Raw genomic sequence first — 13,049 nt, forward strand, 5'->3', positions numbered from 1 at the left:
TTTAGTCCTTTAAGGTCGACTATTAAGGTCACCAATGGGGCGGCTGAAAATATATTTATCCGTTTTTCTTAAACGAAATGGCAAATGTTTCCGTAAGCGGACTCATGATGAATAGAATCTTCAACCCTATTGCTATGGCAACTTCAGCCATCTTTCTTTTAATGCCTAGTCAGCCAGTCATGGCGTCTGACCAAGCTCAAGCAGCTGCGCCTGCGGAAAAGTCAGCTGAAAAAGCCAAGGTGACAGTGTCCCCAGGCCCGTCTAGTGATGAAGAGATGAGCAAGGCTCTGACTAATAAAATTAGTAAGGGATCTGGTGATATCGTGATTCGTAGTAGTGATCTGTCTGTTGCAGGCAATGCGCCGCTCTCTGCAGAAGTCAAGCCTAAACCGGCAGCCAAAGTGCCCGCTAAGTCTTCTGCAAAAGAAGCGCATAGCCATCATTGGTCATATTTTGATGGACCTGGCGGTCCAGATGACTGGGGTAATTTAGGCAAAGAAAACTTGGCCTGCTTGAAGGGCAAGACGCAATCGCCGATTAATATCAATATTGATCGAGCAGTCAAAGCAGAATTAAACCCTCTCGAATTTCTTTATAGAGCATCACCATTATCCATTGTCGATAATGGACATACCATCATGGTGAATTACGGCGAGGGTAGTAATCTGATGGTCGATGATAGGCAATATCGATTGATTCAGTTCCACTTTCATAAGCCTAGTGAAGAAGCGATTAATGGTGAGCGTACTGACATGGTGGCGCACTTGGTGCATCAACACCACGACGGCAGCTTGGCGGTTGTGGCCGTTTTAATGAGCACTATAAAACCAGCAGCACTCAAAAAATATTGGTGGGGTGATGATTCAGCGCAAGAGAACGCTTTAATTAATACTCTCTGGAATAAGGTTCCATTAGTCAAAGGTAAGACTGAGAATCCTGGGGTCATGATTGACATCAATCAAATGTTGCCAGCGGACAAAAGCTATTTCACTTATATGGGATCTTTGACAACGCCACCGTGTAGTGAAAACGTACTTTGGCTTGTTCTAAAAAATCCTATTTATGTTAGTGAAGCACAAGTAAAGAATTTCGATCGTATGTACCCTATGAATGCGCGACCGTTGCAGCCTAAAGGTGATCGTTTGATTAAAGAAACTAAAGATCGTTAATTTAGCTACGCACGCATAGCCAATCATACAAAGAGCCTATTAATGCGCACTAACAATCAAAAATCTACAAAAGCGGTAGGCAATTTGAGCTTGGTTTCTAGCCAAGCTCAGGATCCTGAGCAGGTAGCACAGACCCAAGACTTGTTTGAGCAAGGCATTATTTATCATCGAACTGGTAAGCTCAAAGAGGCTCAAGATTTATATGAGCAAACATTATTGGCCCAACCTGATCACGTAGATGCGATGCATTTGCTGGGATTGATTGCTTATGAAACGGCTAATTTTGATCTTGCCGAACATTTGATGCAAGGGGCGATTACGCTCAATCCCTATAACTCTTCTTATCATTCGAATTTAGGGAATGTCTTAAAAGCAAAGCAAAAATACGATGCTGCTATTGTTAGTTACGATAGCGCAATTCAATTAACGCCAAACTCTACCTACACTTACTACAACCGTGGTAATACCCTGCATATTCAGAAGAGACTAGAGGATGCGGTAGCCAGTTTTGACCAAGCGATTGCTATTTCCACTGATTTTGCAGAGGCCTACAACAATCGTGGCAATGCTTTAAAAGATCTCAAGAAATTTGATCACGCAATTGCAAGCTATATCGCAGCCATTCAGATCAAACCGGAATATGCCGAAGCCTATAACAATCTTGGTAATGCTTTAAAAGATATCAAAAAATTTGATGAAGCGATTGGAAGTTACTCCACAGCTATACAAATCAAACCAGACTATGCCGAGGCCTATAACAATCTTGGTAATGCTTTAAAAGAGCAAAGACAAATCGATAAAGCAATCCAGAGCTATAGTCGGGCCATTGACTTAAAGCCGGATTGTTTCGAGGCATTTAATAATCGGGGTAATGGCTTAAAAGAATTAAAGCAATTAAGTGGCGCTATTGCAAGCTATGACAAAGCTATTGAAATCAACCCTAATTTTGCTGAAGCCTATTGGAACAAGAGTTTAGCGTTATTGCTCGGCGGTGATTACATTAATGGTTGGAAATTTTACGAGTGGCGTTGGCAAAGGGATGTATTTGTTCCGCTTAAAAGAGATTTCCCTCAACCGTTATGGCTTGGCACTCCCTCTTTATTAAATAAGTCGATCTTATTGTATGGAGAGCAAGGTTTAGGAGATACGATTCAGTTCATTCGTTATGCCAAGTTGGTTTCTGATTTGGGCGCAAATGTGATTGTAGAAGTACAAAAGCCACTAATTACCTTGCTGGCAGATTTGGATGGTATTGCATTAGCTACTTACAAAGGTGAAAAACTTCCTGAGTTTGATTTCCAGTGCCCCCTCATGAGTCTGCCATTTGCATTTAAAACTACTGTCGATACAATCCCCACGCGCAATCCTTATCTCTTTGGCGACATTGCTAAAATTGCGTTTTGGGAAGCCAAGTTGGGACCTAAAATTAAGCCGCGTGTAGGGCTAGCTTGGAGTGGTAACCGTAGTCATAAAAATGACCATAATCGCAGCATCTCTTTAAAACAGTTATTGTTATATCTGCCAGATAATTGCCAATACATTAGCCTGCAAAAAGGCGCTACTTTCGATGATGGCAGAACACTACAGGCTAATCCCCAAGTTTTGAACTTTGCCGATGATTTGCACGACTTTAGCGATACCGCTGCTTTGACTGAACTTTTAGATTGCGTGGTCACTGTAGATACCAGTGTGGCGCACCTTGCAGCTGCTTTGGGTAGAAAAACTTGGATCCTTCTCCCTAACGATCCGGATTGGCGTTGGCTGCTGAATCGAGAAGATAGCCCTTGGTATCCAACGGTCAAGCTGTATAGACAGCCGGTTCCTGGCGATTGGTTTACCGTGTTTACTAGAGTCCGAGAAGATTTATTGACTTTAAAGTGAGTGGCTACTAACTAAGTCATGGCTCAGCATGGATTGAGCACGCTCTACAGTCTTAAAAAACATCTAGTGGCAACTCGCAGGGCAGGGATTACCTACTGCACTGCATCAATACCGGCAAAAATTGCCTCTATCTTTCCTAACTAAGTATTTTTGATCAAAAAATAGTCTTTTGGGATCAATAGAGCGATAAGTGAACCCCGCGCATTTCAAATTCCTAGCAATACTCTAAAACTGGCACGCTCTTTGCATATCAATTACTGAGGATTTTCCCCTCAGGTATGTCATTCCCAATTAGGGAGGAGCAGAAATGAATGCAGTGCCGCAATACGATCCATTAAGTTTTGGCGAAGCCGCGCTAAAGTTGCGCACCTTTCGCCAGCAAATCTTGGGTAATAACTTAGCAAACTCAGATACCCCTGGCTTTAAAGCTAGGGATATTCGTTTTGCTGACGTATTGAAGGCTCAGATGGAAGGCAAATCACCGTCAATGGACGTATCTATGGTGAGAACACATGCTGGACATATTGAAGGAATAATTACAAAAGAAGACCCACGTTTACTGTATCGCGTGCCAAATCAGCCATCTAAAGATGGCAACACTGTCGATGGTGACGTTGAGCTTAGCGAATTTACCAAAAACTCAGTATTGACTGAGTCAGCATTAAGTCTATTAAGTGGTACATTGCGCTCGCGGATGTCTGCTATTACTGGTCAAGCATCATGAGTTTATTAGCCACCTTTAATATTGGTTCCTCTGCATTGACGGCGCAAGCAATGCGCCTCAATACAACTGCATCCAATATTGCCAACGCGGAGAGTATGTCTGGTCCAGATGGACGCCCTTACCGCGCACGGCAGGTGGAATTTAATGCGATTACCAGCCCGAATTCACCGGGTGCGGGTGTTGCTGTTAGCAAAATTATTGAAAGTGATGCCCCGCTACGAATGGAATATCGTCCAGGCCATCCCAAGGCTAATGGTGCTGGCTATGTAGAGATGCCTAACGTCAATCCGGTTGAAGAGATGGTCAATATGATTTCAGCATCTCGTTCCTACCAAATGAATATTGAAGCAATGAATGTTACGCGTCAGTTGATGTTAAAGACCTTAGATTTAGGTCGCTAGAATTTTTTGAAATAAATAAAGAGCTGAGGAAGATATGACAACAACTGGTCCAATGAGCAATATTCCTGTCTACGATCCAAACGTAGTAGCAAGTGCTGCTACTAGTTCGTCTGATGGGACTTCTGCGGCAGATCAAACTCAGAACTTTTTAAAGTTATTGATAGCGCAAATCAAAAATCAAGATCCAATGGCGCCGATGGATGCTTCAACCATGACGGCGCAAATGTCTCAGCTCAATATGGTGACGAGCATGAGCAATATGAATACTTCTATGACAGCCATGCTCAATCAAATGCAAAGCGTGAACTTTATGAATCAGGCTGCACTCATTGGCCATAGCCCAGTTGTAGCAGGAAATGGCATTGCCTTTGATGGGGTAAGCGAAGTCATTTTGGGAGCTAATTCAGCAAATCCTTTGACTTCTGTAATGGCAACTATTACAGATGCTAGTGGAAACGTAATTAATAGCACTAGCCTTGGAAACATAGTTGCAGGAATGAAAAATTTTGCATGGGATGGTGTGGACGCAGATGGTAACCGAGTTGCCGCAGGAAGCTACAGCATCAGTATTAGTGGTACCAATGCTGCGGGAGCAACAGAGTCTCCAACAGTATATGTAGCATCACCTGTAGCAGCTGTCAGCAAGGGCACTAATGGCGACTCACTACTCACTTTAGTCGATGGAAGACAGATAAACGCATCAACAGTCCAGCAGTGGATCAGTTAACTCAATTAAAAAATTAAGCTAGGGAGCAAAAAATGGGATATGGAATCGGATTAGCAGGTTTAAACTCAACAGCACAAGCTATTGACGTGGTTAGTAATGACATCGCAAACGCACAAACTGTCGGATTTAAATCCGCACAGTTTGTCTTTGCTGATATGTATTTCCAGGCAAATGATGCTCAGGCAAAAGATCGTGTAGGCATGGGATCTCAGCAACAGGCTATCAGAAGAAACCAGTCCTATGGAACGCTGCAAACCACACAAAATCCACTGGACTTAGCAATTACTGGTCCAGGTATGTTTATGCTGGCCAAAAATGTGGTGGGAACGGTTCCAACTGAGAGTCCAAGTAAGTTTGAATATACCCGTAACGGTCAATTTGGAACGGATAGCCAAAACCGAATCGTCAATCAAAGCGGCTTATTGTTAGTAGGTTATCCAGCAGATACCGGCGGTAATATCATCGCTGGAGCTAAATCAACTATGGTATTGGATCCAGCCCCCTTACCATCACAGCCGACGATCAATTCAAAATTAGATCTGAACTTGGATACAAGAAATCCTGCAATGGATATTCGCTTTGATCCAACTAATAGCACCACTTACAGCCAAGCAACATCCCAAACAATTTATGACCAAAATGGTAATGGTCATATCTTAAGTTTGTACTATAAACGGGTCTCTTCTCAACCTTTAACGTTGAAACTTCTAAATAGTGGTGCTTACGAGTACAACCCAACACAACCCCTTCCGACGCAAATTGATGCAACAAAATATGACCTCGATAACATGAGGCCATTAAATGAGCAGGTAGGAACTATTGCCAGCACTTATAAAGGTGAAGATAGCAAATATAAGGTGGCTTCTGTCACAGCAGGCGGTGCAACTTATGTCAAGAAAACGCTCATAACAGCTGGGACTGAAAATACGGAAAAAGTAAGTATTGTTGGAGCGCAAAAAACTTTGACTGGTGGTGTATTAAATGCTGAGGGCTCTACCTATGACTTAAGGTTAGCTGACGGCACTCATATTCCAATCAAGCAAACTGTAGCTTATGCCGCAGCTTCTGGTGGTAGTGCAGAAGTTTTAGCTCAATTTACAGCAACAACCGATCGCTTTGAGGTCTATGCAACCATTGATGGAAATAAAGTGGGTCATAATCCAGCCTCCACTAGAGATGGCGATGTTGCCTTTAAAAAAGCGAGTGATAATTCTATTAATACTCAGCAAATGTCAATTGGAACTATGGCATTTTTAGGGGGTCAAAACATTGATACCCTCTCTAAAGGGGCTGATGGAAATCCTGCTAATTTTGCAGCAACCAATTTTAGTATTAACGCTTTAAGTGCCTCTCCACAGGATGCATATGGCCGTACCAATCAGAACGGTATTATGCAATTTACTATTACGAGCAACAGCTCGACAGCTTTAACTGCACCGACCCAAACGTATGCAAATTCCCAAGATGGCCATACCGTATCAAATCTGTCAGCCTATTCAATTGACGGTTCTGGTAAGTTAATAGCAACTTATGACAATGGTGTACAAGCTGTGAAGGGTCAGCTCATTTTGGCGCAATTTAAAAACCTAGATGGTTTAATGCCAAATGGTAGTAATACCTTTGCAGCCACAGCTGCATCAGGAGATCCGATTTTGAGTGCTCCTGGCACTGGTCTATTAGGCCAAGTACGTTCAAAATCATTAGAAGCTTCAAACGTGGACTTGACTGCAGAATTAGTTAATTTGATGGTATTGCAAAGACAATACTCCGCTACGTCGCAGGCACTAAAACTTCAAGCGGCGACCATTGTTGATGATGCTATCAATATGAGCCGATAAGCAGTAAGCACTAATCTATGATTAACCGATACGCTTACACTTCAATGACAGGGGCAACAGCCGCAACGCAACAGTTGGCTGTTACCTCTAACAATCTGGCGAATGGTTTGACGCCAGGTTTCAGAGAAGTCATTAGCGCTTTTCGGGCTGTACCGTTAAAGGGTGATGGTGAGCCCTTTACCGGTAATGGTGCAGATACCAGAGTATTTACAGTTGAAACTACGCCAGCAAGTAACTTTACCGGCGGACAAATACAAACAACCTCCAATCCTTTAGATGTCGCAATTAAAGGAGATGGTTTTTTTGCAGTACGTCGTCCAGATGGAAAAGAGGCATATACCCGCGCTGGTAAGTTCATGGTTAATGATCAAGGAATTTTGAGTGTTGGTAAGGAAATACCGGTAGTAGGTGAGGGTGGAAGTATTACCATACCAACTGGATCAACACTGCAAATCGCAGAAGATGGTTCTGTTTACACTCAAATGCCAGGAACCCAGTACCTTAATCAAGTTGGCAAATTAAAGCTAGTCAATCCTAATACTAATAATTTGGTACGTGGAGAAGATGGATTATTTGATCTGCCAGGTGAACAGGCGGCCTCTGATCAACGCGTTAAGGTAGTGCAAGGCGCTTTTGAATTGAGTAACGTGAATCCGACGATGGCAATGGTACAGATGATCACTCAAAATCGACTATTTGATTTAAATACTCGATCAATTACCTTAGCTGATCAAAACTCTAGATCAGCAACAACACTATTATCACTATCACGTAGCTAATAGAAAGAAAGATAAAAAATGTTACGTTCACTATGGATTGCTAAGACGGGCATGGATGCCCAGCAGATGAATTTAGATACGATATCTAATAATCTTGCTAACGCGTCTACTACAGCATTTAAGCGTATCCAGCCATTATTTCAGGATTTGCTCTACACCACTATCCGCGCATCTGGTTCTGCAGCTAATGCGCAAAACCTGTTACCTACTGGACTTCAGGTTGGATCAGGATCAGCGATTACTTCGACCGAAAGAAATAATCTACAAGGTACCTTGTACCAAACAGGCAATCAATTAGATATTGCGATTAACGGAAATGGTTTTTTTCAAATTGCGCTTGCCGATGGAACAACTGCATATACTCGAAATGGCCAATTTAGCAAAAGTGCTACTGGACAAATTGTGACCTCATCTGGAAATGTCGTTTCACCTGGCCTGACTGTGCCGATTAATGCTGTCAACATTACGATTAGCTTATCAGGTCAAGTGCAAGCTCTTGATCAGACAGGAGCAGTAACGCAAGTAGGTCAATTATCAATGGCCAACTTCATCAACCCAGCAGGATTAGTTGCACTTGGTGGCGGTAACTATATCGCTTCACCAGCCTCTGGTAACGCGACCAATGGTCTGCCAGGCCTAAATGGCATGGGTACGATGAATCAGTACTACATCGAGCAATCCAACGTGAACGTTGCTGAAGAGCTGGTTAATTTAATTGCAGCACAGCGCGCCTATGAAATTAATACCAGAGCAGTTACTGCTTCTGATCAAATTTTGCAACGTGTAAGTAATTTGGGTCAATGATGATTGATCAGCTAAGACTTTTCCGTTTAGGTTTAATAAGCGCAATGAGCGTCATCCTGTTGGCTGCTTGCGCTAGTGCTGACCGTCCTTCATTATTGTCTACTCCAACGACTGCCAGACCACGTCCTATTCAGGAAACGTCTGCGAATATGGGTAGCTTATATCCAGCTAATTCAGGTGGGCCATATATTAATGCGGTGAGTCATAGGCCGCTGTTTGAAGATCGCCGCGCTAGAAACGTTGGCGATACTCTAACTGTCCTGCTCAATGAAACAACCAGTGCTGCGAAAAACTCTGGCATGGCAGCAGCTCGCAAAGCAAACGGCACATCCACTTTTGGTAACAATAGCCCAACATTCAATGGAGCAATGTTTAGCCTTGCGAACGCAGCCAATTTTTCAGGCACGGGAGATATTAAAAGTGAGGGTTCGGGCTCGAGTGCTGCAAGTAATACCTTTGCGGGAACAATTACAGTCACCGTTGTGGAAATTCTGTCCAACGGTAATTTAGTGGTTGCCGGTGAAAAGCAAGTCGCTGTTAGTAACGAAGAAGAAATTATTCGCTTTGGCGGTATTGTTAATCCGAACACATTGGTCTTTAATCAGGTCTCATCACAGCAAGTTGCGGATGCTCGTATTGAGTATCGAGGTCGCGGAGCGACGGATGATACTCAAGGAACTGGATGGTTTACACGTTTGATGCTAAAGCTGGCGCCATTCTGATGAAGAACAACTATTTTTTCTCCTTGTGCACTAAAGGCTTACTGGTTTTAGTAAGCCTAAGCTGTTTTAGTAGCATCTGCTTTGCTGATCGTATTAAGGATATAGCAGATACTGCAGGGCAAAGATCAAACCAGCTTGTGGGTTATGGCTTAGTTGTGGGTTTAGATGGTACGGGTGACCAAACAACTCAGACTCCATTTACTTTGCAAAGTGTGTTGCAAATGATTGGGGTATTAGGCGTTACTTTGCCATCCACCGGTAATCAAACACAGTTGCGTAATACAGCAGCAGTGATGGTGACTGCCGAATTCCCAGCGCTTTCTAGGCCTGGTCAGCAGATAGACGTGACTGTTTCCTCCCTAGGAAATTCAACCAGCCTAAAGGGCGGTACTTTGGTGATGACGCCGCTTAAAGCTGCTGATGGTCAAGTGTATGCGCAAGCTCAAGGAAACGTCGTTATTGGAGGTTCACGAGCTGCAACGGGCGGCGCTGCAACTTCTGTTAACCATTTATCTGCAGGCAGAATACCTTCAGGAGGTATTGTCGAAAGAGCTGTCCCAGCTCTGCTGGTAGACGAGTTCGTGCAATTGGATTTACGTCAGGCTGATTTTTCTCTAATGCAAAGAACAGCAGAGACCATTGGCCGTCGTTTTGGTATTGGAACAGCATTACCAATTGATGCTAGATCACTGAATGTACGTGTCCCGACTGAGCCTTTAAAAAGAACTGCATTTATGGCAGCGTTGCAAGATTTGGACGTACCAATGGGTAGTCAACCAGCAAGGGTAATATTGAATTCTCGTACAGGCTCGGTGGTAATGAACCAAGCGGTGAGGCTTTCCCCTTCAGCTGTAGCGCACGGTAATTTAACGATCAAAATTCAGCAATCCCCCACGGTGAGTCAGCCATTACCGTTTAGTCGAGGACAGACCACTACCGCCACAGAAGATACTGCAACTATTACTGATAGCGGTAAGGAAAATAGCCTAATCGCTGTGCCCGGCGGAGCTTCTTTGGATCAAGTGGTTAAGGCACTCAATATGATGGGCGCTACCCCACAGGACCTTATTTCTATTTTGCAATCCCTGAGAGCTGCCGGTGCCTTGCGCGCAGAATTAGAGGTCATTTAATGGATGTTAATCAACTAACGCCTTCAATTGATCCTAATAGCGCCAGAATGCTTCAAGGTACTGCTGTTAAAACATCAACTTCTGCATCAACTAATGAAGCTAAATTAAAACAGGCTGCACAGGGATTTGAGCGCACTTTATTAAGGCAAATGCTCAGTTCAGCACGTAATACGAATTTAAACGGCATGGATGGGCAAAGTAGTACTTCCAAGTCTTATTTAGAAATAATGGATGATCATGTAGCTGACTTGCTCTCACAGGGTCGAGGCGTTGGCTTTGGAAAGCAAATTGCTGAACAGCTGATTGCACAGTCCAATGCGGCAAAACTAAGCGGAATTCAAGAAGTAGCCGTAAAACCATTAAATACTCCTCGTTCAGCACCTACTTCTGCAGAAACTTTGCAGTCGCTGCAAAGACCAAATGGTTTTGAGAGTACTCCGACACTAAGGTAAATATATGGGCGTCTACTCCATCACCGATTCTGCAATGTCTGCGTTAAATATCGCGCAGGCGGGGATTCTGACAACTTCACAAAACGTGGCTGGTGCATCGGTGGATGGCTTCACACGTCGTACTGCAGATGCCACCATTAATGCGCTCGCACCTAATTCTTTAATGCTCAATGGTACGAGTTTTGCCGTTGAAGGTTTCACACGTCAATACTCCTCTTTGCTTAATGCTCAGGTTTTGAACCAACAAGCAAAATCGAGCTACTCGGAGACCTTGGTGCAGTACACCCAAGGTATTGATACCTTGGTAGCGGATCAGTCCACTGGATTAAATACCGCGATTAGTAATTTCTTTAATGCGCTCGGTACCTATGCAGCAGATCCCACTAGTAAGCCCCAAGCAGCCGCCATTACAGCTTCAGCAAATGAGGTAGCAAGACGTATTGTTGGTATGAGTGGGTTAACCGCACAAATTTCAAGTGATGCTAAAAAAGGTTTGGCTGATACTGCTGCCCAGGTCAACACTTTATTACCTGAATTGGCACAAATTAACGCGCAAATTATCAAAGGCACTACTTCCGGTAATTCCTACCCTTCGGCAGATCTATTGGATGAGCGTGATCGTCTGCTATCTCAACTACAAAAGTTGGTAGGCGGACAATCGTTGATTAATGGCGATGGTACAGCCACCCATTTAATTGCAGGTATGCCCTTAGTTGATCGAACTGTAGCCAATAAGTTAGTAATGAATGGCGGGCAGGATATGCATACTGCAGTCTATTCATTAAAGAGTGGAACTAGCAACAATACCATTACGAGTATTCAGCGTTTAGATGGCGGTCAAGCAGGTGCTTTATTCGAATTGGTAAATACTTTTGTACCCAAAATTGATCAGCGTTTAGATACGATTGCTCTTGGCCTGGTCTCTGCTGCTAATACAGCTAGTAGAACAGCGGAAAATATTGGCTCAGATAATCCGCTGGCAATTTTTGGGTTTCAAGTCAATTCTGAAAAAATTCCCAATGCCTATTCTGGTGACATTGGTTACGATATTAATGTTGCTGCAAATGTTCCGGAGCAGTTTGGAGATCTTGGCATCAATACTGATGCAAACATGAGCGCACTATACGATTTTCTCACCAATCCAGGTAATACTCTGACTTTAGCAGGATATAAGGCAGCAAACTTTATTTCTCTGGCACCAATAAATACTGCAGAATATTTTGATTCCATGGGCGATCCATTGATCACATCGGATGCAGCTAATACTTTGCAAAAACAAAGCTCAATATTCATTGGTGGTTCTGCAAGTTTAGTCAGTGATGTTGGCGTTCAGGTAGCCACTTGGAGAGGTACCCAAAAGGCTGATATTGCCGTGATGACTAATTTAAAAAGTCAAAAGGACTCTATTTCAGGAGTGAATCTTGATGAGGAAGCAGCTAACTTATTGAAGTATCAGCAGTTATATACCGCTTCTACTAAGGTGTTACAGACTGGTAATCAAATGTTTAATGCACTTCTATCAATCATGAATTGAGGGTAGATTATGAGTATCCGAATTAGTACCAATCAAGTATTAGACGCAGGTGTCGATTCTATGAATAATAGTTTGATCGATGCTACTGCTTGGCAGCAAAAAATTAACACAGGTAAAAACTATAGCAAGGCCTCAGATAATATTTATGCCGTATCTAGAGGTGTAGAACTTAATTTTGATATATCACGCCTAAAGATGTTCAAGAGCAACCAAGATATGGTGACGAGTTTGCATGACAATGCTCAAACCCAGATGGACAGCATCTTGAATCAAATGATTACCTTAAAGCAGTTATTTGTCCAGTCTCAAAATAATGCTTTGAGCTCCACCAACTATGGGGCCTTAAAAATCCAAGCTCAGTCAATTCGTGACACTATCGTGAGTCAAATGGCTGCAAAAGATGCAAGTGGCCGTGCAATTTTTCCTAACGCGGTCAGTCGGGTCGAAATTGAACCTAATGTAATGGTCGACTCGGGGATCCAGTTTAATTTGGCTTTTGGTATTGGTGGTGCGTCCAGTGACCCACAATCTTCAGAGCTGTACACCAGTATCGATAGTTTTGTTAATTATCTAGATGCTCGCTCTCAGGGGGCAGATGCCATATTTACAGAGGCAACGTCAATTTCAACGAATTTAAATGCCTCTTATGATCAATTAATGAATGCCCAGCAAACTAGTGGCGCAATTTCTAGCCAGTTAGACGTCTCAAAAAGTGTCATAACCGCCCTGGGAACTGAGTTTGCAGCTGCCTCCTCAGCTATTTTGGATACTGATATGGCTGCGGCTACGGCGGCTTATACTAAAGCCCAAACCTTATTAAACGCTGCACAGGCGATGTTTGCTAAACTTCAGCAAAGTAATTTATTTTCCAAACTTTAAATTGAGTAA

Annotated in this window: 13 protein-coding genes; all 13 read left to right on the forward strand. The window is 43.1% G+C overall.

Translation table 11 applies throughout. From position 1 onward, the window contains the following. Positions 1 to 104 precede the first annotated feature (104 nt). The 13 genes from ICN22_RS08510 (at position 105) to ICN22_RS08570 (ending at position 13,040) form a co-directional block, all read left to right on the forward strand. On the forward strand, positions 105 to 1,169 hold the full coding sequence (locus ICN22_RS08510) for a carbonic anhydrase (RefSeq protein WP_216170122.1): 1,065 nt from the start codon (positions 105 to 107) through the stop codon (positions 1,167 to 1,169). A 42-nt stretch (positions 1,170 to 1,211) separates the two neighbouring features. Then, complete coding sequence (locus ICN22_RS08515) at positions 1,212 to 3,050, forward strand: tetratricopeptide repeat protein (protein ID WP_216170124.1); 1,839 nt, start codon at positions 1,212 to 1,214, stop codon at positions 3,048 to 3,050. Positions 3,051 to 3,357: 307 nt separating this feature from the next. Then, the gene (gene flgB / locus ICN22_RS08520) at positions 3,358 to 3,774 is read left to right on the forward strand and encodes a flagellar basal body rod protein FlgB (protein WP_216170125.1); all 417 of its coding nucleotides are present in this window, start codon (positions 3,358 to 3,360) and stop codon (positions 3,772 to 3,774) included. Continuing rightward, positions 3,768 to 4,175, forward strand: coding sequence for a flagellar basal body rod protein FlgC (gene flgC / locus ICN22_RS08525; protein WP_215310291.1), 408 nt, complete (start codon positions 3,768 to 3,770; stop codon positions 4,173 to 4,175). The genes flgB and flgC overlap by 7 nt, the downstream gene beginning before the upstream one ends. Positions 4,176 to 4,209: 34 nt before the next feature. After that, positions 4,210 to 4,902, forward strand: a complete 693-nt coding sequence (locus ICN22_RS08530) for a flagellar hook assembly protein FlgD (protein ID WP_216170127.1) — start codon at positions 4,210 to 4,212, stop codon at positions 4,900 to 4,902. A 32-nt stretch (positions 4,903 to 4,934) separates the two neighbouring features. Then, positions 4,935 to 6,740: a flagellar hook protein FlgE gene (locus ICN22_RS08535; RefSeq protein WP_216170129.1), complete on the forward strand. Its 1,806-nt coding sequence runs from the start codon at positions 4,935 to 4,937 to the stop codon at positions 6,738 to 6,740. Between the two features lie 17 nt (positions 6,741 to 6,757). Further along, entirely contained in the window at positions 6,758 to 7,519 is a 762-nt protein-coding gene (locus ICN22_RS08540; protein WP_216170131.1) for a flagellar basal body rod protein FlgF, read from the forward strand. Between the two features lie 18 nt (positions 7,520 to 7,537). Then, complete coding sequence (gene flgG / locus ICN22_RS08545) at positions 7,538 to 8,323, forward strand: flagellar basal-body rod protein FlgG (RefSeq protein ID WP_216170135.1); 786 nt, start codon at positions 7,538 to 7,540, stop codon at positions 8,321 to 8,323. A 44-nt stretch (positions 8,324 to 8,367) separates the two neighbouring features. Then, the gene (locus ICN22_RS08550; RefSeq protein ID WP_251369234.1) at positions 8,368 to 9,045 is read left to right on the forward strand and encodes a flagellar basal body L-ring protein FlgH; all 678 of its coding nucleotides are present in this window, start codon (positions 8,368 to 8,370) and stop codon (positions 9,043 to 9,045) included. Further along, on the forward strand, positions 9,006 to 10,175 hold the full coding sequence (locus ICN22_RS08555; protein ID WP_255533910.1) for a flagellar basal body P-ring protein FlgI: 1,170 nt from the start codon (positions 9,006 to 9,008) through the stop codon (positions 10,173 to 10,175). The genes ICN22_RS08550 and ICN22_RS08555 overlap by 40 nt, the downstream gene beginning before the upstream one ends. Next, positions 10,175 to 10,627, forward strand: coding sequence for a hypothetical protein (locus ICN22_RS08560; RefSeq protein WP_216170138.1), 453 nt, complete (start codon positions 10,175 to 10,177; stop codon positions 10,625 to 10,627). The genes ICN22_RS08555 and ICN22_RS08560 overlap by 1 nt, the downstream gene beginning before the upstream one ends. A gap of 4 nt (positions 10,628 to 10,631) precedes the next feature. Next, positions 10,632 to 12,161 (forward strand): flagellar hook-associated protein FlgK, encoded by a 1,530-nt coding sequence (gene flgK, locus ICN22_RS08565; RefSeq protein WP_216170141.1) that lies wholly within the window; start codon positions 10,632 to 10,634, stop codon positions 12,159 to 12,161. A 9-nt stretch (positions 12,162 to 12,170) separates the two neighbouring features. Further along, the gene (locus ICN22_RS08570) at positions 12,171 to 13,040 is read left to right on the forward strand and encodes a flagellin N-terminal helical domain-containing protein (RefSeq protein ID WP_216170144.1); all 870 of its coding nucleotides are present in this window, start codon (positions 12,171 to 12,173) and stop codon (positions 13,038 to 13,040) included. Positions 13,041 to 13,049: the final 9 nt, after the last annotated feature.

Source organism: Polynucleobacter bastaniensis (assembly GCF_018882205.1).
In the GTDB taxonomy this organism is placed as follows: Bacteria; Pseudomonadota; Gammaproteobacteria; order Burkholderiales; family Burkholderiaceae; genus Polynucleobacter; species Polynucleobacter bastaniensis.